Origin of the sequence: Polaromonas sp., assembly GCF_012927415.1 — a bacterium.
Classification (GTDB): Bacteria; Pseudomonadota; Gammaproteobacteria; order Burkholderiales; family Burkholderiaceae_C; genus Polaromonas.
This window is the reverse complement of the sequence record NZ_JABBPF010000079.1, coordinates 1-23855: the sequence shown is the minus strand read 5'-3', so window position 1 is coordinate 23855 and position 23855 is coordinate 1. Positions and strand designations below refer to the sequence as shown.

The following is a 23855-nucleotide window of genomic DNA, read 5'->3' as shown; positions in this document are numbered from 1 at the left end:
CCGATGTTCAGCGAAGGAAGGGTTGCTTCGATGTGCTTTGGCGCTGTCAGTGCGGTTTCCTTGCATCGAAATTTCCGCATGAAATTTGAAATTTTCAAATGCGCATCCTGCCAGACGCTTAATGTAATGTTAAACTGCTTGCTGTGCCCGGGTGGCGGAATTGGTAGACGCGCACGGTTCAGGTCCGTGTATCGCAAGATGTGGAGATTCGAGTTCTCTCCCGGGCACCAAAATTACTCAATACAAAAAAAGCCGCTGCCGACCAGCGGCTTTTCCACTTTTCGGGCCCGCTCGACTGTCCCGAATCTCTTGCCGAAGCCACTACTGCCCGGAGCAGTCCTTAGCAAAATTCCGGCCGCCACTTTTGCAAAGGTCCTGCAACTATTTCAGACCGGAACGGCAATCAGGTCATGCCCTTGGGCGCCAACAATGCGGGCTCGGGTGAACTCGCCGACTCTAAGCGTCTTGCTGATCTTCTCCGGCGGGAGCAGCTTGACCACACCATCGATTTCGGGCGCATCAGCATAGGAGCGACCAGTGCCGCCTTTTCGCCCCAACGCCGGCGCGTGATCCACCAGCACCTGCATGGTTGCCCCGACGCGCTGCTGCAGCTTTTGGCTTGACACCGCTTCCGCGACCGCCATGAAGCGCGCGCGCCTTTCTTCCCGCACCTCCAGCGGCAGCATGCCTGGAATGTCGTTGGCGGTTGCGCCCTGCACTGCGCTGTAGGCGAAACAGCCAGCTCGGTCAATTCGAGCCTGACGCATGAAATCGAGCAGATGCTCAAACTCCCCTTCGGTTTCACCGGGAAAACCTGCAATGAAGGTACTGCGAATCACAATTTCGGGACAAATCTCTCGCCATCGGTCGATACGTTCCAGATTTTTTTCTCCGCTGGCCGGACGCTTCATCCGCTTGAGAACATCGGGATGACTGTGCTGCAGAGGTACATCCAGATAAGGAAGCACCTTGCCAGTTGCCATCAGCGGAAGTATTTCGTCAACGCTCGGATATGGATACACATAGTGCAAACGCACCCATGCTCCGTAAGGCTCGGCGATTTCGCCCAGCATCTGGACCAGCTCCAGCATGCGCGTCTTGACTGGCTTGCCATCCCAGAAGCCGGTACGATATTTCACATCCACGCCGTAGGCGGAAGTATCCTGGCTGATGACCAGCAGTTCTTTCACGCCGCCTTCAAACAGCGCGCGTGCTTCGTTCAGCACATCGCCAATCGGGCGGGACACCAGATCGCCGCGCATCGAGGGAATGATGCAAAACGTGCAGCGATGATTGCAGCCTTCGCTGATCTTCAAATAAGCATAGTGCCGCGGCGTAAGCTTGATGCCGGCGATGCCAAATGCACCCGGCACCAGGTCGACAAACGGATCATGCGGTTTGGGCAGATTCAGGTGCACCGCATCCATTACCTCCTGCGTGGCATGCGGGCCGGTCACCGCCAGCACGCTCGGGTGCATCTGGCGCACCAGGTTGCCGCCGCCCTCGCCCGCCTTGGCGCCAAGGCAGCCGGTCACAATGACTTTGCCGTTTTCGGCCAGCGCTTCAGCAATGGTGTCCAGGCTTTCCCTGACAGCGTCGTCGATGAAGCCGCAGGTGTTGACGATGACCAGATCCGCACCATCAAAGGTCTTGGAAGTCTGGTAGCCCTCGGCACTCAGTTGCGTAAGAATCAACTCGGAATCGGTCAAGGCCTTGGGGCAACCCAGACTGACAAAACCGATGCGCGGCGCGGATTTGGAGGAGGACACAGGGGAAACGGAGGATGGGTAAAGAACTTCGCTCATAACCTGTATTGTCTCAGAGCGGACTGGCCAATAAGCAAAAAGTCCGGGATAGCCCTTAGCGGGCATTTCGCCCCAAGGCCCTGCTCAGCGCTTTAACCCGAATGCCGAAAGCATCTGTTCGCTCTGCTTCTGCATCTGCTCCTGCATCTGCGAAAAAACGGTTTTTGACTGCTCGACGTAGTTGCCCATCATGCCTTGCATCATGGGTGACTTTGCATTCATGAACTGGGCCCACATTTCGGGACTCAGTCCTTTTGATTGCTCGGCCATTTTGACCTGCAAATCCATGAAACTCTGGACGTTTTTCTCAAGATAGGCGCCCATGAAACCCTGCATCGCATTGCCGTAAAAACGGATGATGTTGGCTAGCACCGCCTCCGTGAACATGGGCGCGCCACCAGCTTCTTCTTCAAGAATAATCTGCAGCAGAATACTGCGCGTCAGGTCTTCACCGGTCTTGGCATCTCTCACGACAAACTGCGTGCTGTCCATCACCAGACGCTGAACCTCTGCGAGGGTGATGTAAGCGGAGGTTTCAGTATCGTAGAGCCGGCGGTTCGGATACTTTTTAATAATCCGGACCGGTAGTGCGGTTTCGGCCGGATTACCGGACCTATCAAGAGGAATGGCACCCACAGAAGAAATACTTTCAGCCGATGGTTCCGCCGATTCTGCCCGGATTGATTTGTTTGTTTGCACTGATTACTCCTGAATGACGACCCGCGTCAAAAGTCACACGGTTCAATACATTCTAAGAAGTTTGGGTATACGCAATTCCCTTGGTTTACCCTGCGTAGTTAAAATGCGCCGTTAAGTGCATTTCAATAAATCAGAAACCGTTTACAAGGAATTGGTAGGCGCGATTGGACTCGAACCAACGACCCCCACCATGTCAAGGTGGTGCTCTAACCAGCTGAGCTACGCGCCTGAGAACTATTCGAAGGACGTATTCTAGCAGCGCAAAACACGGGTTTTAAGCCGTGCGGAAAAATAAGTGCAATAAGTTCAGCGTCGTCGCGCCGAACGCACCCCAGGCACCTCAGCCACTATGCCCAGCACCTGATTAAGGCGACCCGACTGCGCCACCTCCACCGTGAAGGTCATCCAGGCTGTTCCGCCCCGGTTGTCCTTGACGGACTGCGTCTGCACCCCGATGACGTTCATCTTTTCCTTGGCAAAGACTTCGGAGATATCGCGCAGCAAGCCTTGCCGGTCGGCCGCTTCGACAGCCACATCCACCGGATACACCGAGCCATCGGGCGTCTTCGGAGAACTCCATTCCACCTCGATCACCCGGTCAGGGCTGCCACTGGCCATGTTGCGAAAATTGCTGCAGTCGTGGCGGTGAATGCTCACGCCTTTGCCCTTGGTCACAAAGCCCAGAATCTCATCGGGTGGCGCCGGTTTGCAGCATCTGGCCAGCTGGGTAAGCAAGGAGTCAATGCCGACCACCAGCACATTGCCCTTGCCGCGCTTGCTGGACTTGTCGGGTTGACGCGCCTTCTTGATCGGCTGGTAGTCATCTGCCGTCTGCACGGGCTCAGGCGGTCGCAGCATGTTTTCAATGGTGCGCAGAGACAATTCGTCCTTGCCCACGACTTCAAAGAGATCGTCCGCTGTTTTGAAGCCGAGCTGAAGCGCCAGGTCGTTCAGCTTCATGGCCGTTTTGCCTTCCCGCTGGAGCAGCTTTTCGACAGCTTCCCGGCCTTTTGCCACCGTCTGCTCCATGGCCAGGGCGTTGAACCAGGCGCGCACCTTTGATTTTGCCCGGTGGCTGGAGAGAAAGCCCAGTTCGGGGTTGAGCCAGTCGCGCGACGGGCCGCCCTCCTTTACCGTGATGACTTCAATGGTCTGGCCATTTTGCAGCGGTGTGTTGAGCGGCACCATGATGCCGTCAACACGGGCCCCGCGGCAACGATGGCCCAGGCTGGTGTGAACGCTGTAGGCAAAATCAACTGTCGTCGCACCCTGCGGCAGTTCCACGATAGCGGCATCCGGTGTCAGCACATAAATACGGTCTTCAAACAGGCCCTGGTTGGCATCACGGGCGCGCTGCGCTGCGGGGCCCGACAGATCGCGCTCCCATGCCAGTAGTTGCCGCAGCACGGCAATCTTGGCGTCATACTCGCTGCTGGCCGAAACACCGCTGTAACCTTTGGTGCCGGCCTCCTTGTAGGCCCAGTGCGCCGCCACGCCATGTTCGGCGTGGTCATGCATGGCTTGCGTGCGTATCTGCACTTCGACGGCCCGACCGGCCTCATCACGCACCACCGTGTGCAGGGACTGGTAGCCATTGGCCTTCGGTTTGGCAATGTAGTCGTCGAACTCACCGGCAACCGGCGCAAACCGCGAATGGACAAATCCGAGTGCCGCGTAGCAACCCTTCACATCGGCCGCAACAACGCGCAGCGCGCGGATGTCAAACACCTGATCAAAATCAAGTGATTTGCCACGCATTTTTTTTACGATGCTGTAGATGTGTTTTGGCCTGCCCTGCACCAGCGCGGCGATGCCGTTCTGGTTCAGTTCGCGTTCGAGCTGCGCTCGCAGAGCCTCCATGAAGACTTCACGTTCCTTGCGTTTTTCGTCAAGCAGCCGGGCTGTCTGCTTATAGGTTTCAGGCTCCAGAAAACGAAAGGCGAGGTCTTCCATTTCCCATTTGATCTGCCATATGCCCAATCGATTGGCCAGCGGCGCAAATACATGCAGCGACTCATGCGCCAATGCAAGCGGGGCAGCCTGCCGGCTGGCAGCGTAATAGCGCAATGTCTGCAGGCGCGACGCCAAACGCAGCATTACCACCCGCAAATCGCGCGAGAACGCCAGCAGCATCTTGCGCACACTTTCCGTCTGCGCGGCAGGGTCGTCCTGCAGCTGTGCCTTGGCATCTGCGCTGCGGGTCTGGCGCTGCACATAGACCAGCTTGGTAGTTTCCACCGCCAGTGCGGCATAGTTGGCGCCAAAAGCCTTGGCGATGACTTCCTGCGGCTTGTTGAGGTGCTGGCATGAGTGCACCAGATAGGTCGCCGCCTGCATTTCCTCCGAGCCGCCAATTGTTCTCAGAATGGCCACTACTGCATCGGCGTGGGCCAGAATATTTTCCCCAGTATCCAGAATTTCGCTCGCAATCAGGGGCTCGGCGAATGCGCGGGCCCGCGCCAGAGCCCGGGGCTGCTCGGGCAGGCTGCCTGCCGTGGCCGTCACGATCAAACTGGGAGTGCCTGCGGAAGCTGTTGGGTCGTCCGGCCCCACTACTTTACTTTTCATGAAACTCGGTTCCGGTGATTGGTCAAGGTCAACCCAGCAGGAAGGCAGAAACGGCGGCAACCTGGTCCTCGGCAATAAAGGTCGGAGCATGCCCGACCCCGGCAAACTCGACCAGCCGGGCATGCGGGCCTCGCGCTGTCATGGCGCGGGCTGTTTCTGGGCTAAGCAAATCAGAAAGCGCACCACGCACCAAAAGCGTTTCGGACCTGATGTTGTCGTAGAGCTGCCACAGCTTGGCTTCGCCCTGGTGCGCAGCCTCTTCGGTCGCCAACCTGAACGGCACCGCAATAGCCGGATCGTAGTGCAGTCGCAAGGCGCTGTTACTGGTTCCCGAGACCGGCCTGAGCATCGGACGCGACAGCGCCAGCCATTGCCCGGGCGTATGTGGGCCAAAGCTTTTTGAAATTGCCCACATCGCATCGGCCGCTTCCTGCTCTGTATCAAAATGGCCGGTCTGCCCCAGATAGGCGCCAATCCGGACGATGGCCTGCCACTCGAGCGCAGGGCCGACATCATTGAGCACCAGTCGGCGTACTGGCACGGGAAGTGGCAAGTCCGGCTGGCCGCATATCACCATGCCGATCAGGCCACCCATGCTGGTGCCAAGCCAGTCGAGCGTGGAAATGGGCGCCACGCCATGCAACTGAGCCAGTAAAGCCAGCATGTCGGCCGCATAGGCCGGTACCTGATAACCCATCGGGTCCTTCAGCCAATCGCTTTCTCCGCGGCCCACAACATCCGGGCAAATCACGCGGATATTGCCGCCAGACCGTTCGCACAGGGCTTGCGCCAGCACGTCAAAATCCCGTCCCTGGCGGGTTAAACCATGCACACAAAGCACCAGATGGGCGCTGTCGGGTCGGCCCCATTGCCAATAGGCCATCCGGTGGCCGCCCGTCTCGTCCGGACAGTAAACATGCTTTAGGCTGGGTTCGGTCATGGTGCGGACAGTCAGGGTAAGGGGCTTCATAAGGCTGGATAAGGCTTGATAATTACTTCAACAGGTTTTGCGTCGTTTCGCTCGCAGTCTCCTGTTTGAATCTCAAGTCAACCATCGTAAATCATCCGGAGAAACAAATGCTTAAAGGTAAAACGGCTCTCGTCACAGGTTCAACCAGCGGTATTGGCCTGGGCATCGCCAAAGCGCTCGCGGCCCAGGGTGCCAACATCGTATTGAACGGATTTGGCGACGCCGAGGGTCCCAAGGCTGAAATCGTGGCGCTGGGTGTCAAAGTGGCTTACCACGGCGCCGACATGAGCAAACCCGCTGAAATTGAAGACATGATGAAGTTTGCCGCCGCGCAGTTTGGCGCGGTGGACATTCTGGTTAACAACGCCGGCATACAGCATGTAGCCAGAATCGAGAACTTTCCGGTTGAAAAATGGGATGCCATCATCGCCATCAACCTGAGCAGCGCTTTTCATGCCACGCGCCTGGCACTACCCGCCATGCAGGCCGCAGACCATGGCAAAGGCTGGGGCCGCATCATCAACATTTCATCGGCCCATGGCCTCGTCGGCTCGCCGGAAAAATCGGCTTATGTCGCCGCCAAGCACGGTATCGTGGGGCTGACCAAGGTCACGGCGCTGGAAAACGCCACCTCCGGCGTGACATGCAACGCCATCTGTCCGGGCTGGGTGCTGACACCGCTGGTGCAAAAACAGGTGGATGCCAGGGCGGCGGCAGGCAGCATCAGCAATGAAGCGGCGAAACAGCAGCTGCTGGGCGAAAAAGAGCCTTCCCTGCAGTTCACCACGCCGGAGGAGCTAGGCGCACTGGCGGTGTTTTTCTGCTCACCTGCCGGCAACAATGTGCGCGGCGTCGCCTGGAACATGGATGGCGGCTGGGTCGCCCAATAAACGGGTTTTTACGAAACCGTCAGTAACCGGCTCACATGATCGCCAATGGCCAGCGAACTCGTGAGCCCCGGTGACTCGATGCCAAAGAGGTTGACCAGCCCCGGCACACCATGCGTGGCGGGGCCCTGAATCAGAAAATCCCTGGCTGACTCGCCAGCTGCCTGAATCTTTGGCCGTATACCGGCGTAGCCCGGATTCAGGGCCCCATCCGGCAGGGTGGGCCAGTACTTGCGCACCTCGGCATAAAACCCATCACTGCGCGCCGGGTCCACCACCAGGTCGTCAGGCGAGCTGACCCATTGCACGTCGGGGCCAAACTTGGCCTGGCCACCCAGATCAATCGTGAGGTGAACCCCCAGGCCCGCGGTTTCAGGCACGGGATATATCAGCCGGGCAAACGGCGAACGCCCCGACAGGTTGAAGTAATTGCCCTTCGCGTAATAACTGGGCGGAACAAACTCCCGATCCAGTCCATCGATTCGTGCGGCAAGCGCCTGCGCCCCCAGACCAGCGGCATTGACCAGCGTATTGACCTGCAGTTCCGCGCCACCATTCACTACTAAAATAATAGCATTGTGTGACCGATTTACCTGGACCACAGGCGAATTCAGTACTACGAGGCCACCTGCATTCTCCACATCGCCCTGCAGGGCCAGCATCAGACCGTGGCTGTCGACAATGCCGGTGCTGGGCGAATGCACGGCGGCCAAGCACTCAAGTTGCGGTTCCAGCGCCCTCGCCTCATAGCGAGTGAGCAGCACCAGATCGGGCACGCCATTGGCCAGGGCCTTGTCGATGATTCCCTGCAGTTGCGCCAGTTGGGCATCGCTCGTGGCCACGATCAGCTTGCCGCAGCGGCGGTGGCCCACGCCACGCTCGGCGCAGTAAGAATAAAGCCGTTCTTTCCCTTCCACACAGAGCCTGGCCTTCAGCGAGCCTTTAGGATAGTAAATCCCGGCGTGAATAACCTCGCTGTTGCGAGAGCTGGTGCACGTACCAATGGCGTCCGCGGCCTCCAGCACCATCACTTCGCGCCCCTGCAAGGCCAGAGTCCGTGCCACCGCCAGCCCCACCACGCCGGCTCCCACCACCACGCAATCAATTTGGTCCATTCAAAAATCCTCAAAACCTTCAATGACGTTTGCCGCGTTGGTGCCAAGTGCCACTGCTGCATAACCGCCCTCGAGCACAAACACGGTCGGCAGGCCAACTGCTCCCAGACGTTTGCCAAGGCGAGTGAAGTCGGCGCTTTGCAGCGCGAATTTGGAGATCGGGTCTTCGGCGAAGGTGTCCAGACCCAGCGACACCACCAGTGCGTCGCCGCCAAAGCGGGTGATCCGCAGGCAGGCGTGCTCAAGCGCGTCAAACCAGTGTTCTGCCGTGCAGCCGGCGGACAAAGGTAGATTCAGATTAAATCCGGTCCCGTTCCCCGAGCCGGTTTCATCGGCATGACCGAGGTAAAACGGGTATTCCGTCAGCGGATCTCCGTGCAGGCTCACAAACAGCACGTCGGCTCGATCGTAAAAAATGCTTTGCGTGCCGTTGCCGTGGTGGTAGTCCACATCAAGAATCGCCACGCGGGCGGCACCCGCATCGAGCAGGGTCTGGGCAGCTACCGCCGCGTTATTCAAAAAGCAATAACCGCCCATGAAGTCGGCACCAGCATGATGGCCGGGCGGCCGGCTGCAGCAAAAAGCGGCGCGCTCGCCATTTTTGCCGGCGGCCACCAGGGTGGCGGCGCTGGCGGCGGCATCAGCGCCCGCCCGGGCTGCTGTCCACGTACCCGCCGCGAGCGGCGAGCCGTTGTCCATTGAATACAGACCGAGCCGGGCGACAAAGTCAAGCGGTTCAATGTCGCTGCGCAAACTTCGCACCGGCCACACGGAGGGGAAAGGCTGACGCTGCTCATTGCCGGGCGCCTGCCCGCACCAGTCGCGCCAGGCGTTTTCCAGAAACGCCAGGTAACGCGGCGAATGCACCCGGGACAAAACGGCAGCGCTGTCGGTTTGCGACCGCTGCAATGCATGGCCGCGCGCCACCAGGCTGGCTTTGACATGGTCGGCTCTGGCGGGCGTTTCAAAACACGGCACGCGTTCTCCCCTGAAAAACTCGAATTCGGGGGCATGGGCTTGGTGGCTGTCGTTGAAAAAGGTAATCATGCTTTATGCCTTGGATAAGGTGAAGGCACTGGAAAATAAACGTCAGACAACGCCACACCAGGTATTTTCCGGGCTGCAAAACTCACAGCTTGCGCGGGCCAGTTTTCAATAGCAGTCTGAGCAGCGAGCAAAGGTCGCCATTGAAGGCCTCAAAGCCTGGCGCCAGCGCCAACGTCTTTTCGTTCATGTAAAGCTTGCGGTTGATTTCCAGCTAATTGCTGTGGCGCTGTTCGGCGGGCTCGCTGTAGCGCCTGACCAGTTCGACGCCCTTGAAGGGATGGTTATAAGACACCTGGTAGCCCGGCAGATCCGGGCTGGCGGTTGTGACTGCTTCCCGCCAAATGGGTGATGAACTGCCTACACCCGACTTTACCAGCAGCGTTTGCCGCCATTTTGCGGGCATTTTGCGGGCTCGGCATTGTCTGTTTTCACAAAATAGTGAGGCTTTTCCAGCCTGCTCATCAGCCGGCGGCAAAACCACACTCAGCTCGAAAATTTCCATTTTTCCTACAGATATCGGCTTGCCTTTCTGACAAAGAGGGGATCGTCGGGAACTTAAAGTTATCTGTGAGATCAAGCACGGTCATATCGCGTGAAAGTCGACATGGAGACATTCACATACACATGGAAAAAGGAAGCAACATGCAAAAATTACGATCAATGACCCGAAATCTTTCTACTGCCCTCTTGGCCGTCGCTGCACTCACCGTGTCGGCTGGTGCTCAGGCGCAGAGCGATTACTCTTTTTACGGCCCAGGCGCAAGTTATGTCGGCCTGAATGCCGGCAGATCCGATTTTTCCCTGGGGAACGGGATCGGAGTTTTCCCTTCCAACAAGCGTGACACGGCCTACAACATTTATGCCGGCAGCTATTTCAACAAGAATTTCGGCCTTGAACTGGGTTACACGAATTTTGGCAAAGTAAACCGCGCCGGCGGCAGCACCAAGGCTGAAGGCTTCAACCTTAGTCTGGTGGGCGCGCTGCCGCTCAGTCCTTCATTCAATCTGCTCGGCAAAGTAGGAACCACCTATGGTCGGACCGATGTGTCCGCGGCGCCGTTTTCCGGTGTAGCCTCCGGCAGGGAGCGCGGTTTTGGGTTGTCTTATGGCCTGGGTGCGGAGTATGCATTCAACCCGCAACTGTCAGCCGTGCTGCAATATGACCAGCACAACATGAAGTTTGCCGGCACTGGCCGTGAGCGTATCAGCGCCACCACGGTGGGTTTGCGTTACCGCTTTTAAACGCTTGCATCGCTTAAGGCGATGGCAACCGGAGCCCGCAAGTTACTGGCCTGCGGGCTTTTTCACGTAACGTGCATTTCCGCTATTAAATAAATAGCAATACATCACCGTATCTTATGGACTACGACTTGTTTATTGCATAGATAAATATCTCCGGTGTGCCGTATAGGAGGCCCCCGCGTCAGCGCTACCGGGGCACGGGGCATGCTTTTCGGGCTTTGTACGACAACGCCGAAAATAGAGTACGGTTCTGTGTTTTCATTTCAGAGTAGTTCATGAGTCTCAGGAAATCAGTCAGGGAACGTTTTTTTCATTCGCTAGGGTTCGAACTGCTGGCCATTGCCATCTGCGCGCCGCTGGGCGCCTGGCTGCTGGGCTACTCTCTGGCGCACATGGGCTTGCTCACGCTGATGATTTCTCTGGTCGCCATGACCTGGAACATGGTCTTCAACACCCTGTTTGACCGCGCCCAGCAGCGAATTGGCTTCAAGCGCACGCTGATGGCGCGGGGCGTGCATGCCCTGATGTTTGAAGTCGGCTTGTTGCTGGCGGTAGTGCCGCTGGCTGCCTGGTGGCTGGGCATAGGGCTGTGGGAAGCTTTTGTGCTGGACATCGGCATAGCGCTGTTTTTTCTGCCCTATACCTTTGCCTTCAACTGGACTTACGACCACTTGCGAGCCGCAGTAGTGGCGCGTCGAAACCGTCCGGTTTAAAAAAACCCGGCACGTCCTACTTCATCTGCACCGAACCACTGACATTGACCAGCACCGTACTCTTGCCTGCCTCAACGGAAAGAGGCGAATCCGACATCTCGGACTTGGCGCTCATGGCCATCGCACGCGGACGTGGCGTGTAGCCCTGGTCGTTGGCATTGACGGAAACTTCGCGCAGAGAATAGCCGCCAAAACCAAAGCTTCTGGCGATGTCGCCGGCTTTAAGCTTGAAGCGCTCGATCGCGAGGGTCTGCGCTTCGCCCTCCACTTTGGCGCGCTGCTCCCGGCTCAGGGTAAAACTGACATTGCCCAAGGTCAGGGTCTGAATCTTGCCCGCCGTGCTGGTGATGCGCGGGAAATCCTTGCCCTCCAGAACGAGTTCGGTCGAGCCTTGCCAGCCGTTGATCTTGCCGTCCTTGCCATAGCGCGGGTACAGGCTGAAGTTGCCGGTACGCACCTCCATCTGGCCAGGCACCGCGGCCTGCTTGGCTTGCGCCAGCGCGCTGTCGAGCGCCTGCTTGAGCTGGGTTTGAACCGTGGCGGCATCGGTGCCGTCGCGCGTGGTGTTCATTGAAATCGACAACAGATCCTGCTGCACCTCCACCGAGCCACTGGCCGATAGCTGGGCCACATTTTGCGGTGTTTCATGCGACATATTCTGGGCAAATACACCCGTAGTCAAAGCAGCAAGGGCACAAGCAGCTATCAATTTTGTAGTACGCATTAAATAATTCACCTTTCAGAAAGTCATTAGTCAAAAAAGACCCGAGGAAATTCAGGTTCTCAAAAACCCCAGGGGATTGAAATGGCCACGGGTCACCGTGTCGGGTTTCACGCCCCACCAGTCTTTGGCAACGGTAGCATAGAGCTGGCGAAAATCCGTCGTGTAGCTGGCGTTCTGCGTGCCGTCCAGCCGCGTCAGGTCCGGCGCCTGACCATAGAGTCCGCCGTGTACCGCGCCGCCCGCCACGAAATGCGGGGCCATCGTGCCGTGGTCGGTGCCGTTCGAGTTGTTTTGCTGCGGCCGGCGTCCAAACTCGGAGAAACTCATTACCAGTGTTCTATCCCAGGCGCCCAGCTCGCTCAACGCGCTTTTTAGCGCTGCCATGCCCTCGGCCAGCTGCTTCATCAGGTTGGCATGCGCGCCCAGCTGGTTCTGGTGGGTGTCAAAGCTGCCCAGAGTCAGCGTGATGACGGGCACACCGCCTCTGCCTTTTTGCGACGCCACCACCTGCGCCGCCGCCTTCACACCATTGCCAAAAGCGCCCGGCGGAAACTGCGTGTTGAAGTTGTATTTTTCGCCGCGCAAACCCTGAGCGGCCTGATTGATGTCGTTCTCCACCTGCAGCAGATACTGAAGCGCCGCATTGCCTCTGGCCGGCGACGCATCGATGCCCTGAGCCAGGCGCGACTGGTTAACGAAGGCTTCCGGGTTATTCAGGCTCACCGCGCGGGCGCCCGACAGTGCGCCGAACTCGCCGCTGCCAATGATCACGCCCTCGGTCGTGAAGCGGGCGGTATCAGACATTCCCCCAAGCCCCCGCGCCACCCAGCCCTGATGAAGGTATTCACTGGCTTTGGAGCCCGTTTCCCAAATTTCTATGGAGCGAAAATGCGAAAGATTGGGCTGCGGGTAACCCACGCCTTGCACGATGCCGAGTTCACCCTTTTCCCACATCGGCAGCAAAGCCTTGAGTTCGGGATGCAAGCCGGTCTGCGCGTCGAGCCGGATCACCTCTTCCGGCTTGATGCCGATCACCGGGCGCAACTGGTAGTAGTTACTGTCGGCATAGGGAATGACCGTGTTCAACCCATCGTTGCCGCCCTTGAGCTCGACCAGAACAAGGATTCGGTCGGCCGCCGAGGCCGCTGGCCGGGCGCTCGCCTGGGCCCAGCCTGGCGCGTGGGCAGACAGCAAAGCCGCGCCCGTGAGACTTGAAAAGAGGCTGATGACGTGTCGGCGTTTCATGGCGGCATTCCCTTATTTCAGCTGATAGGCGGGGTCCAGCGTGAGCATGCGCAAATACGCAACGCCCACCGTACCATTTGCTATTATTTGTGTAGCAGTTGCCGCAAGCAGTGTCTGCGCCAGTCGGGCTTTCAGTTCACCGGAAGGCTCCCGGTCGGTAAAGCCGCCGTACTGCGCCAGCCAGCGGTCGGGGTTAAAACTGATGCGGGCCAGCCCTTGCGCGATCCCGGCGACACCGTCCTGGCCCAACAGCCTCAGCGCTTGCTGATTGCTGCCCTGGCCTGACTGGCCGCCAGCGAACTCGGCCTGCATTTGACGCATCGGACGCATGGGCTGGGCTTCGTCCGCGGCGCGGGTTTGCGAAGCGGTTGCAAGCGCTGCCATTTTTGACTCGCCCTGGCGTTCCTGGGGACGAAAAAGTTGCTCGGTAAAGCGTTTGCGCTCCAGCAGGGTAGTGGCGTTGATCCAGTCGTTCTGGCCAGGCCAGCCCTTGACGTTGGGGGGCACCAGCAGGTTTTGGCCAAGCTGGGCTGATTTGAGGACAAACGGCGTGGCATCGCTGTAGCTGAATTCAAACTGGCGTAAGGTGCCGACCACCAGATCGACCGGCGACTTGATCAGGCTGCCGCGGTTGCTCTCGGCCCAGAAGGCGTCGCTCAGCAGCAAATCGCTCAGCGCCGCGCTGATGTCATAGCCACTGGTCTGAAAATGCCGGGCTATACGTTCGACTTCGGCTTTGTCGGGCACTGGCGAGACAAACTCCTTCCAGAGTTTGCTGACGATGAAGCGGGCGGCGGCAGGCTGCTCCAGCAAGATGTCAAGCGCCGCATCGCCATCAAGATTGCCGCTGCGGCCCAGCACGGTTTTATCGCCCGTGTCATGAAAAAGGGGCCGGAATCTGAAGCTGAAATCATCACGCTCCACACTCCAGCCGGTGAATGCGCGGGCCGCCTCCTTGATGTCCTGCTCGCTGTAGCGGCCGCCCTGCGTGGCCTCGCCGAGCGTGAAGAGTTCCATCACTTCACGCGCAAAGTTTTCGTTCGGTGCTTCCTTTCGGCTATTGGCCCCGTCCAGATAGACCAGCATGGCCGGGTCCCGGGCTACTGCGTGCAGCAGGCTGCGGAAATTGCCCAGTGCCGCCGCGCGCAGCAGCAGATGCTGGTGCCACATGGCTTGCGAGCTGTTCACCTTTTGCTGTGAAGTTGCAAAATGGTTGTGCCAGAACAGCGTCATGCGCTCCTGCAGCGGCGTGGGCGACTCGATCATTTCGCGCATCCACCAGGTCTTGAGCTCAAGACCCTCACGTTGCTGTTGCTGCCGCCAGGCTTGCTGCTCCTCTTTGCCGTTGAGCGAACGGTAGGAAACGGGCGGCGGCTGCGCGGTGAAGTCGGGCGCAGCATGAAGGGGTGTGGCCAGTTGCGCCTTGCGGAGCAAATCCGAAACAGCCTTTCTGGCAGGCAGGCCGGTCACAGCATCGACTTCCGCCTGATCCGGTGCAAAACCGGTTCGAAGTAAAAAATGTCGAGCCTGCAATGTTGAAAGACGGGCCGGCGCCTCAGCCTGCGCGCACACCGCCGCCAGCATCAGAAAGCCGACCGCTAAAGTTTTACAAGGGCTCATGAACATGTGGGGCCTGAGGTTGAAGGGCGGACACATCGAACGGGACGCTATGTCAGCCCGACTTTTTGAACTTGCCATGCTTTAACGCCACCAGCTTAGGCCTCGTTCACAAGCCACAGCTGTTTCACCCGCTTTTATTCGCAAGTGTTGTAACAATATGTCAGAGTGAGTAAAAAAAGCCACATTCGGGAGTTTCAGCCTTCAAAATGGTCGTGTTACAAATTACCAGATCGCTATGACCCAAGCTCCCAACACTGCCCGCGCCGACAAGATCCTGATCCTTGACGACGATGCACGTATTCGTGACCTGCTGAGACGCTACCTTGCCCAGGAAGGCTTCGATGTCATTCTCGCCGAGGACAGCAAAGCGCTGAACCGCATCATGCTGCGCGACGCGGTTGACCTGATCGTGCTGGACCTGATGATGCCCGGCGAGGACGGCCTGTCCATCTGCCGCCGCCTGCGTGCCGCCAATGACCGCACACCCATCATCATGTTGACCGCCAAGGGCGAAGACGTGGACCGCATCGTCGGACTCGAAGTCGGCGCCGACGACTATCTGGCCAAACCCTTCAACCCGCGCGAACTGCTCGCGCGCATCCATGCCGTGCTTCGCCGCAGGCCCACGGCCGAAGTGCCTGGCGCGCCATCCAGCGATCAGGAAGTCATCACCTTCGGGCCATTTTCTTTTGACATGGGCTTGCGCACGCTGCACAAAAATGGTGAAGAACTGCCCCTGACGACTGGCGAATTTGCCATGCTGAAAACCCTAGTACGTCATCCGCGTCAGCCCTTGTCGCGCGAAAAACTCGCGCAACTGGCGCGCGGTCGGGAGTTCGAACCCTTTGACCGAAGCCTCGATGTGCAGGTTTCGCGACTGCGCAAGCTGATCGAGTCCGATGCGGCCGTGCCGCGCTATATTCAGACCGTCTGGGGCATAGGTTATGTGTTCGTGCCGGACGGAAACAACTGAACGCTGCAATTCAGAGGCCTGCCAGTTTGAAAACTTTCTCAATGCGCCGGCACGCCTGACATCTGTGCCAGCAGCGCTGGGCGTTTGCTTCAAAGCAGCTGGCGCCTTCAGTCCATCTTCACGCCAGCCAAACAGCCCAGCGTGCCTATTTCATGCATTCTTCCCTGCCCCCAAACTCTGTTGAAACTGCCCCCGCGCCACTGGAAATGCGGCCGCGCCGGGGTTTCAACCTTTTCTGGCGTACTTTTTTCTTTCTGGCCCTGCTGCTGTTTGGCTCCATCGTGGCCTGGCTGCAAACCTACCGCGCGCTAGAGTCAGAGCCGCGCGCCATTCAGAGCGCACAACAGCTGGCTTCGCTGGTCAACTTGAGCCGGGCCGCGCTTCGCTACTCGGACTCCATCGCGCGCGTGTCCCTCATCAAGACACTTGCCGATGAAGAGCGCGTGCGCATCGCGCCGCGCGAGCCCAAAGATAAATTCGATGCATTTGTCAACGACGAGTTCGGCGAACAGATTTCCCGTGAACTCAAGGCCAGGCTTGGCCCGGGCACGGTCGTAGCCGGCTCGGTCAACGGCGAGAAAGGCCTGTGGGTGGGTTTTTCAATCGACGGTGACGCTTACTGGATACTGACCGATCCGTCCCGGGTCGGGCCGTCGCGCAGCAGCATCTGGGTGATCTGGCTACTGACTGCAGCTGCACTGTCACTGGCGGGTGCGGCTTTTATTGCGCGCCTGATCAATCAGCCGCTTAAACAACTGTCGTTTGCGGCCAGCCGCATGCGGGACGGTGATTTCGACGCCAGCCTGCTCGACGAGCAAGTGGCCACCAGCGAAATCCGCGAGGTCAACATCGGCTTTAACCGCATGGCCGAGCAGCTGTCAAAAATCGAGCAGGAACGGGTTGTCATGCTGGCCGGCATTTCGCATGACCTGCGCACCCCGCTGGCGCGCCTGCGGCTGGAAACCGAGATGAGCGTCGCCGATCTGGATGCCCGCGAACACATGGCCGCCGACATCGCCCAGCTCGACGCCATCATCGACAAGTTCCTCGACTACGCCCGGCCTGAGCCGGCCCGCCTGGAGAGCGTCTCACTCAACGAGGTGATTGCATCGGCGGTTTACGCCGTGGCTGATTACGAGGACATGCGCATCACAGTCAGCATCCCCAAGGACATCGATATTCTGGCCGATGCGGTCGAGTTTTCCCGCGTGATTGCCAACCTGCTTGAAAACGCCAGGCGCTATGGCAAAACACCAGCCACCGGCATCGCGGAGGTGGAGATTGTTGCCAAAACCCGCGATCAATGGGTGATGATCAAGGTGCGAGACCACGGCGTAGGGGTGGCACCAGCCACCCTGTCCAAACTGACCAGCCCGTTTTTCAGGGGTGACACGGCGCGCACGGCGGCCACCGGCGCAGGCCTCGGTCTGGCGATCGCCGACAAGACGATTCTGCGCATGGGCGGCATGTTCAGTCTGTCCAACAGCAGTAGTGGGGGACTGGCGGCGCACATCAAGCTGCGCCTAAGTTAGCCCAGTAGAGCTTGCCGCGCCAAAGTCCGATGCTCCGGCGACATCCGTGCCAGTGAATTTCACAAAAACACAGAGAAATATGGCTCTCGTCCAGTGAATACCGCTATTTTCAGCTATCAAAACGGTAGCATTACCAGAGCAGCACCACGGCCCGCGCTTCCATGCTCAGTCCTTGTCCGACCGGGCCCAGCCGCTCGGCCGTCTTGGCTTTCACGTTGACCTGCGCCTCGTCCAGCCCCAAAGACTTTGCAATTCGCGCCCGCATGGCAGGTATGTGGGGTGCCAGCCTGGGGGACTGCGCCACCACCGTGCTGTCAATATTGCCAATGCTGTAGCCACGCGCCGCCAGCAGCCCAGCCGTTTCAACCAGCAGCCTGAGCGAATCGGCGCCTCTGAAGCGCGCATTCGTGTCAGGAAAATGACTGCCGATGTCGCCCAGTCCGGCCGCCCCCAGCAAGGCATCGATGATGGCGTGCAACAGCACGTCGGCGTCAGAATGCCCCAGCAGGCCGAGCGGGTGCGCGATCTCGACGCCGCCGATGATGAGCTTTCGCCCCGGCACCAAGGCATGGCTGTCCCAGCCTTCGCCAATACGGAATTTAGGGGTTTGGGATGCTTGGGTGGCCGAAACAGATTTCATGACGTGGGCTTTCGCGGAAATGGGGAAGGTGTTTGGCAGTGCTGCCATCAAGCCAGCGTGCGCCGACTCGCGAGAATCGCCTCGGCCAGGGCAAAATCCTCCGGGTATGTCACTTTGAAGTTTTGCGCGCTGCCTGCCACCAGCCTGGGGGCCAGGCCAAGCGCTTCCATCGCGCTAGACTCGTCAGTGACACTAGCGCCAGCCACTGTCAGCGCCTCCAAAAGGGTGCCGATGCGAAACATCTGCGGCGTCTGAGCCAGCCATTTGCCACTGCGGTCCAGCGTGGCGGCCACGCGGCCCTGCTGGCCGTGCGCGCCTTCGCATTTCAAAGTGTCGGGCAACCTGAGCGCCAGCAGCCCGCCCACCGCATCGTTCTCACAGGCCGCAATCAGCCGGTTGATTTGCGCTGCGGTGATCAGGCAACGGGCCGCATCGTGCACCAGCACCCAGTCCCAGGCTTGCGCACCAGCCTGGACGAGCGCCTGAAGCCCGTTGCGCACACTGTCGGCCCGGCTGGCACCGCCGCAGGCGGCCACATCAAAAAACGGGTCGGGCGTCCGGTCAAAAAAGCGGTCGCCCGGCGCCACCACCACCAGTGTTCCGGACAGCCGTTCAATCGCCCGAAAAGCCGCCAGCGTATGCAGCACCATGGCTTGCCCGCCAATCGGCTGGTATTGCTTGGACAGCCCGGCACCGCTTGTTCCAGCACGGCTGCCCTGCCCGGCACAGGGAATCAGGGCAAAAAAACGGTCGCTGAAACGGATATTGGCGGAGCTTGTCGTCATCGCTTCATCATAGATTCTAAAATCGGGGTGATGCACCTTCCCTCACTCATTACCGGCAAGCGCTACACCCTGCCCCAGCCTGTCGGTTCAGCCGATGCCCTGCTACTGGCCCGACTGGGGCAACGGGAGAAGGCTGGCGGCAAACCCACGGCCATCATCACGTCCGACGCCAGCACCGCCCAGCGGCTGATGGAAGAGATCGCGTTTTTTGCGCCCGAGCTGCGCTGCGCAATGTTTCCGGACTGGGAAACCCTGCCTTACGACACCTTCTCGCCGCACCAGGATCTGATCAGCGAACGGCTCGCCACGCTGTGGCGCATCCAGCAGCGCGACAAGGAAACCGGCGCGGATGTGATCATCGTGCCCGCCACCACCGCGCTCTACCGGCTGGCGCCGCCGAGCTTTCTTGCCGGCTACACCTTTGAGTTCAAGGTCAGGCAAAAGCTTGATGAAGCGCGGCTCAAGGCGCAGCTCACGCTGGCGGGCTACAGCCATGTCACGCAGGTAGTGAGTCCGGGGGAATACGCGGTGCGCGGCGGCCTGATCGACCTGTTCCCGATGGGCTCGCTGGTGCCTTACCGGGTTGACCTGTTCGATGACGAGATCGACAGCATCCGCACCTTTGACCCGGACAGCCAGCGCAGCCTCTACCCGGTGCCGGAAGTGCGGCTGTTGCCCGGCCGCGAATTTCCGATGGACGACGACGCGCGCGCCAAATTCCGCCACCGCTGGCGCGAACTGCTCGATGGCGATCCGACCAAAAGCCGCATTTACAAGGACATGGGCAACGGCGTGGCCACGGCCGGCATCGAGTACTACCTGCCGCTGTTTTTTGAAGAAACCGCCACAGTGTTTGACTATCTGGGCAAGCACGCGACCATCGTGTTGCACGGCGATCTGGACCCGGCCTTTCAGCGCTTCTGGCAAGACACCAAGGACCGCTACCGCCTCGTCAAGGACGCGCCCGACCGCCCCGCGCTGCCGCCCGAGTCCCTGTTTCTGAGCAGCCAGCAGTTTTACGCACGCGCCAATGGCTATGCCCAGCTCGCATTGCGCGGTGCGGTGGAAGATGTCACCGACAACGCGCAGTTTCAAAAACTTGGTGAAATGGCCGTGGTGCGCGGTGCTGAAGACCCGCTGGCCCGCTTCAAGAGCCATCTCCGCACGACCCCCCACCGCGTGCTGATGCTCGCCGAAAGCGATGGCCGGCGCGAAAGTCTGCTTGACTTCCTGCGCGCCAGCAACGTCAGCCCGCCAGCATTTGACTCGCTCGAGGACTTCCAGGCCAGCGACGAGAAACTCGGCATTGCCACGGCCGCGCTGAACACCGGATTTAGCTGGCTGGAAGAAAGCATCGACTTTGTCACCGAGACCGAGCTATTTGCCGCTGGTGCCACGACGCGTCGCCGCAACAGGCGGCAGGAGCAGGTCAGCGATGTCGAAGCGCTGATCAAGGATCTGTCCGAGCTCAACGTCGGCGACCCGGTGGTGCACAGCGCCCACGGCATCGGGCGCTACCGGGGCCTGATCAACCTGGACCTGGGCGAAAAAAGCCCGGATGGCTCGCCGCTGCTGCAGGAGTTTTTGCACCTGGAATATGCGGACAAAGCCACGCTGTACGTACCGGTCAGCCAGCTGCACCTGATCAGCCGCTACACCGGCGTCAGCGCAGAGGAGGCACCACTGCACCGGCTCGGCAGCGGCCAGTGGGAAAAAGCCAGGCGCAAGGCGGCTGAGCAGATCCGCGATTCCGCCGCCGAGTTGCTGAACATTTATGCCCGCCGCGCCGCCAGGGAAGGCCATGCCTTCCGCTACTCGCCGGGCGACTATGAAATTTTTGCCAACGATTTCGGCTTTGACGAAACCGCCGACCAGCGCGCCGCAATTCATGCTGTCATCCAGGACATGATCAGCCCGCGCCCGATGGACCGGTTGATCTGTGGCGATGTCGGTTTCGGTAAAACCGAAGTGGCCCTGCGCGCCGCCTTCATCGCCATTACTGGCGGCAAGCAGGTAGCGCTGCTGGCGCCGACCACGCTGCTGGCCGAACAGCATTACCAGACCCTGGTGGACCGCTTTGCCAAATGGCCGGTGAAAGTAGCCGAGATGAGCCGCTTCCGGTCAGCCAAAGAGATCAGCGCCGCCATCAAGGGCCTGGCGGACGGCAGCGTCGATATTGTGGTGGGCACTCACAAACTGCTGAGCCGGGACGTGAAGTTCCAGCAGCTAGGCCTGTTGATCATTGACGAAGAGCACCGCTTTGGCGTGCGCCACAAAGAGGCCATGAAGGCCATTCGCGCGGAGGTCGATGTGCTGACCCTGACGGCCACCCCCATTCCGCGCACGCTGGGCATGGCGCTCGAAGGCCTGCGCGATTTAAGCGTGATCGCCACCGCACCGCAGCGCCGCCTAGCCATCAAGACCTTTGTGCGCAGCGAAAGCAACGGTGTGATCCGCGAGGCCGTGCTGCGTGAATTGAAACGCGGTGGCCAGGTTTATTTTCTGCACAACGAAGTGGAAACGATTCAAAACCGTCGCCAGAAGCTCGAAGAGCTGCTGCCCGAGGCGCGCATTGCCGTGGCACACGGCCAGATGCCCGAGCGCGAGCTGGAGCGCGTCATGAAGGACTTTGTGGCCCAGCGCTACAACATTTTGCTTTGCTCGACCATCATTGAAACCGGGATTGACGTGCCCAGCGCCAACACCATCTTGATGAGCCGCGCCGACAAGTTCGGCCTGGCGCAATTGCACCAGCTGCGCGGCCGCGTGGGCCGCAGTCACCACCAGGCCTACGCCTATTTGATGGTGCCCGACATCGAGGGGCTGACCAAGCAGGCCGGCCAGCGGCTGGACGCCATCCAGCAGATGGAAGAACTCGGTTCGGGCTTTTACCTGGCCATGCACGATCTGGAAATTCGCGGCACGGGTGAAGTACTGGGCGAAAACCAGAGCGGCAACATGCTGGAGATCGGCTTTCAGCTCTACAACGAGATGCTGAGCGAAGCGGTGGCGTCATTAAAGGCCGGCCGCGAGCCCGATCTGTTGTCGCCGCTCAGCGTGACGACCGAGATCAATCTGCATGCGCCTGCCCTGCTGCCAAGCGACTATTGCGGCGACGTGCATCTGCGCCTGAGCTTCTACAAAAAGCTCGCCACCGCCAAAAAGACCGAACAAATCGATTCGCTGCTCGAAGAAATCGTCGACCGCTTCGGCAAGCTGCCGGCGCAAGCCCAGACGCTGATTGACGTGCATCGCCTGCGCGTCATCGCCAAGTCTTACGGCGTGGTCAAGGTCGATGCAGCGCCTAATGCCATCACCATCACCTTCAAGAAAGACCCGCCGATCGACTCGATGGCCATCAAGCATCTGATCCAGAAAAACCGGCACATCAAGCTGACCGGCAACGACAAGCTGCGCATTGAGCGCGCGCTGCCCGAAACCAAAGACCGGGCGCAGATGGTTCGCGACGTGCTGCGCTCACTTGGACAACCTCAAACAGAAGCTCTTGCTGCATGACCCCTGTAGAAACCTCTCCCGGCCTCGTCGTCAACATCGCCACGCCCGACCTCAAGCTCAGCGACTTCAAGCTGATCGCATTTGACATGGACTCCACGCTCATCAACATCGAATGCGTCGATGAAATTGCCGATGCGGTGGGCCGCAAGGCCGAAGTCGCCGCCATCACCGAAGCCGCCATGCGCGGCGAAATCACTGATTTCAAGGACAGCCTGCGCCGGCGCGTCGCGCTGCTCAAAGGCGTGAGCGTGAACAGCATGGATGAGGTGTACCGCGAGCGGCTGCGGCTCAATCCCGGCGCAGCCGAACTGGTGCGCGCCTGCAAGGATGCGGGCATGAAGGTGTTGCTGGTAAGCGGCGGCTTCACCTATTTCACCGACCGGGTCAAGGGCCTGCTGGATATCGACTACACGCGCTCGAATGTGCTGGAAGTCAGGGACGGTCTGCTGACCGGAAAAATGATCGACCAGCCCTGGGGCGACATTTGCGATGGCGAGGAAAAACGCCGCATGTTGCTGCAAACCTGCGGCCTACTCGGCATCAACCCGCTGCAGGCGATTGCCATGGGCGACGGCGCGAACGACCTGCCCATGATGGGCGCGGCCGGCCTGTCAGTGGCCTACCACGCTAAGCCGAAAGTGCGCGAGCAGGCCATGGTCGCCATCAATGAAGGCGGACTGGACCGGCTGCTGGAACTGATGGGCTAAGCCGCGGCTGCGGTTGAGGTGCGGCCGTGCAACACACCCAGACGTGACTGGTGCGTCACTTGCCCGCGTCGCTGACCCTTTGTCATCGGCGTCAGGTCCAGTTACACTGACTTACAACCAACCTCTCCGCATGAAGCATCTCTCCCTGGCCACGATCACGCCCACACGCCTGTTCTGGGCGATGTCGCTTTGCCTGCTTACCGCTTGCGGGGGCGGCGATGGTGATGGTGCGGTCACCGTCAAGGTGCATGCGCTCACCGAACATGATTTCACGGCCCTTCCTTCCGTACGCCTGCCACTGGGGATGGTGGGCGTCACCTTCCTGGAGCCCAAGGACGCGTTGACAAGCGCTGCGCGGGACACTGGCTCCGCCGGCACGGATGTGATCCCGATCCACATCGCAGAAACAACCACCATCACCTACGGCCTGGATGCTACGGACCCCACCATCGAGAAGGCTCGGCTGATCAGCTTGCCATCGCGGGCCGTGGTGTTCGAAATCAACGCCGCAAAGCCGAGCGAGACAGTAAGCCTGGAGCCGGGCAACTATGATCTGCTGCTGTATTCGGGCTACACCATAGCGCAGGCTCAAGGAGCGCCGCACCGATCCGTCTTCTTGCACAGCGGGACAGCAATTAAAAGTATCGCTGCCTCACCACTGACGGTACTCAAGGCGGCGAATGGCACGGTATCCCAGTTGCTGTCCACCAGAAGGTGCGAAGGATGTGACCTCAGTGGCGCAAACTTGCGAGAGGCAAACTTGTGGGAGGCAAACCTGCAGGGGGCAAACTTGCAGGACGCAAGCTTGTTCGGTGCGTACCTCGAGGGGGCAATCTTGTTGGGCGCGGACCTTCAGGGAGCAACTTTGGCGGGCGCAAACTTGCAGCGGGCAAACTTGCAAAACGCAAACTTGTCGAATGCATACTTGCAGAGCGCAAACCTTCAGAACGCAAACCTTCAGAACGCGAGCTTGCGAACCGCAAACTTGCAGAACGCAAACCTCCAAGTCACATTGTTGCAGGGCGCGAACTTCCAGTTTGCAGATCTGGCTGGTGCAAAGCGGGGTG

General features: G+C 59.5%; 19 protein-coding genes, 2 tRNA genes and 1 pseudogene. 9 read left to right on the top strand and 13 right to left on the bottom strand.

The genetic code is table 11. The annotated features are described in order from the left end of the window. Nucleotides 1-145: 145 nt before the first annotated feature. Nucleotides 146-230: transfer RNA gene (locus HHJ19_RS08395), tRNA-Leu, on the top strand. A gap of 156 nt (nucleotides 231-386) precedes the next feature. Here HHJ19_RS08395 and rimO read toward each other — a convergent pair. From rimO to HHJ19_RS08370, 5 genes are all read right to left on the bottom strand, one after another. Continuing rightward, nucleotides 387-1805: a 30S ribosomal protein S12 methylthiotransferase RimO gene (gene rimO / locus HHJ19_RS08390; RefSeq protein ID WP_296905827.1), complete on the bottom strand. Its 1419-nt coding sequence runs from the start codon at nucleotides 1803-1805 to the stop codon at nucleotides 387-389. 84 nt (nucleotides 1806-1889) lie between these two features. Then, a complete protein-coding gene (gene phaR, locus HHJ19_RS08385; RefSeq protein WP_296905829.1) occupies nucleotides 1890-2441 on the bottom strand; it encodes a polyhydroxyalkanoate synthesis repressor PhaR in 552 nt (183 codons plus the stop codon). Nucleotides 2442-2656: 215 nt separating this feature from the next. Beyond that, a tRNA-Val gene (locus tag HHJ19_RS08380) sits at nucleotides 2657-2733 on the bottom strand. A 77-nt stretch (nucleotides 2734-2810) separates the two neighbouring features. After that, on the bottom strand, nucleotides 2811-5072 hold the full coding sequence (locus HHJ19_RS08375; protein ID WP_296905825.1) for a bifunctional (p)ppGpp synthetase/guanosine-3',5'-bis(diphosphate) 3'-pyrophosphohydrolase: 2262 nt from the start codon (nucleotides 5070-5072) through the stop codon (nucleotides 2811-2813). Nucleotides 5073-5100: 28 nt separating this feature from the next. After that, nucleotides 5101-6012: an alpha/beta fold hydrolase gene (locus HHJ19_RS08370; protein ID WP_296905823.1), complete on the bottom strand. Its 912-nt coding sequence runs from the start codon at nucleotides 6010-6012 to the stop codon at nucleotides 5101-5103. Between the two features lie 137 nt (nucleotides 6013-6149). On the opposite strand from HHJ19_RS08370, the gene HHJ19_RS08365 reads away from it, so the two are divergent. Beyond that, nucleotides 6150-6932: a 3-hydroxybutyrate dehydrogenase gene (locus HHJ19_RS08365; RefSeq protein ID WP_296905821.1), complete on the top strand. Its 783-nt coding sequence runs from the start codon at nucleotides 6150-6152 to the stop codon at nucleotides 6930-6932. 8 nt (nucleotides 6933-6940) lie between these two features. On the opposite strand, the gene HHJ19_RS08360 is transcribed toward HHJ19_RS08365, so the two are convergent. The 3 genes and pseudogenes from HHJ19_RS08360 to HHJ19_RS08350 form a co-directional block, all read right to left on the bottom strand. After that, nucleotides 6941-8044, bottom strand: a complete 1104-nt coding sequence (locus tag HHJ19_RS08360) for an NAD(P)/FAD-dependent oxidoreductase (protein WP_296905820.1) — start codon at nucleotides 8042-8044, stop codon at nucleotides 6941-6943. Then, on the bottom strand, nucleotides 8045-9091 hold the full coding sequence (locus HHJ19_RS08355) for a histone deacetylase family protein (RefSeq protein WP_296905818.1): 1047 nt from the start codon (nucleotides 9089-9091) through the stop codon (nucleotides 8045-8047). An 82-nt stretch (nucleotides 9092-9173) separates the two neighbouring features. Further along, nucleotides 9174-9392, bottom strand: a pseudogene (locus HHJ19_RS08350) (N-formylglutamate amidohydrolase); the annotation flags it as partial. A 341-nt stretch (nucleotides 9393-9733) separates the two neighbouring features. Between HHJ19_RS08350 and HHJ19_RS08345 the strand changes: the two are divergent. Together HHJ19_RS08345 and HHJ19_RS08340 are read left to right on the top strand one after the other, a co-directional pair. Further along, nucleotides 9734-10333, top strand: a complete 600-nt coding sequence (locus HHJ19_RS08345) for an outer membrane beta-barrel protein (RefSeq protein WP_296905815.1) — start codon at nucleotides 9734-9736, stop codon at nucleotides 10331-10333. Between the two features lie 275 nt (nucleotides 10334-10608). Beyond that, nucleotides 10609-11046 (top strand): multidrug/biocide efflux PACE transporter, encoded by a 438-nt coding sequence (locus tag HHJ19_RS08340; RefSeq protein ID WP_296905813.1) that lies wholly within the window; start codon nucleotides 10609-10611, stop codon nucleotides 11044-11046. A 16-nt stretch (nucleotides 11047-11062) separates the two neighbouring features. On the opposite strand, the gene HHJ19_RS08335 is transcribed toward HHJ19_RS08340, so the two are convergent. The 3 genes from HHJ19_RS08335 to HHJ19_RS08325 are packed head-to-tail and all read right to left on the bottom strand — an operon-like array spanning nucleotide 11063 to nucleotide 14635. Further along, entirely contained in the window at nucleotides 11063-11770 is a 708-nt protein-coding gene (locus tag HHJ19_RS08335; protein WP_296905811.1) for an SIMPL domain-containing protein, read from the bottom strand. 51 nt (nucleotides 11771-11821) lie between these two features. Next, nucleotides 11822-13015 (bottom strand): DUF1501 domain-containing protein, encoded by a 1194-nt coding sequence (locus tag HHJ19_RS08330; protein ID WP_296905810.1) that lies wholly within the window; start codon nucleotides 13013-13015, stop codon nucleotides 11822-11824. Between the two features lie 12 nt (nucleotides 13016-13027). Continuing rightward, nucleotides 13028-14635, bottom strand: a complete 1608-nt coding sequence (locus tag HHJ19_RS08325) for a DUF1800 domain-containing protein (RefSeq protein ID WP_296905808.1) — start codon at nucleotides 14633-14635, stop codon at nucleotides 13028-13030. A gap of 235 nt (nucleotides 14636-14870) precedes the next feature. Here HHJ19_RS08325 and ompR point away from each other — a divergent pair, with 235 nt between their 5' ends. Together ompR and HHJ19_RS08315 are read left to right on the top strand one after the other, a co-directional pair. Next, entirely contained in the window at nucleotides 14871-15608 is a 738-nt protein-coding gene (gene ompR, locus HHJ19_RS08320; protein ID WP_296905806.1) for a two-component system response regulator OmpR, read from the top strand. A 152-nt stretch (nucleotides 15609-15760) separates the two neighbouring features. After that, nucleotides 15761-17140: a sensor histidine kinase gene (locus HHJ19_RS08315; protein WP_296905804.1), complete on the top strand. Its 1380-nt coding sequence runs from the start codon at nucleotides 15761-15763 to the stop codon at nucleotides 17138-17140. Nucleotides 17141-17270: 130 nt separating this feature from the next. Here HHJ19_RS08315 and ispF read toward each other — a convergent pair whose 3' ends face one another. Both ispF and ispD read right to left on the bottom strand, forming a co-directional pair. Then, entirely contained in the window at nucleotides 17271-17780 is a 510-nt protein-coding gene (ispF, locus tag HHJ19_RS08310; RefSeq protein WP_296905802.1) for a 2-C-methyl-D-erythritol 2,4-cyclodiphosphate synthase, read from the bottom strand. A gap of 47 nt (nucleotides 17781-17827) precedes the next feature. Next, nucleotides 17828-18565: a 2-C-methyl-D-erythritol 4-phosphate cytidylyltransferase gene (ispD, locus tag HHJ19_RS08305; protein WP_296905800.1), complete on the bottom strand. Its 738-nt coding sequence runs from the start codon at nucleotides 18563-18565 to the stop codon at nucleotides 17828-17830. A 30-nt stretch (nucleotides 18566-18595) separates the two neighbouring features. On the opposite strand from ispD, the gene mfd reads away from it, so the two are divergent. The 3 genes from mfd to HHJ19_RS08290 all read left to right on the top strand — a co-directional run. After that, entirely contained in the window at nucleotides 18596-22081 is a 3486-nt protein-coding gene (gene mfd / locus HHJ19_RS08300; protein ID WP_296905798.1) for a transcription-repair coupling factor, read from the top strand. Beyond that, nucleotides 22078-22788 carry a phosphoserine phosphatase SerB gene (gene serB, locus HHJ19_RS08295; protein ID WP_296905796.1) on the top strand — a complete coding sequence of 237 codons (711 nt, stop codon included), beginning with the start codon at nucleotides 22078-22080 and terminating at the stop codon, nucleotides 22786-22788. Before mfd ends, serB begins: the two co-directional genes overlap by 4 nt. Before the next feature lie 130 nt (nucleotides 22789-22918). Further along, nucleotides 22919-23855: pentapeptide repeat-containing protein (locus HHJ19_RS08290; protein WP_296905794.1), on the top strand; the 937-nt coding region annotated here is incomplete at its 3' end.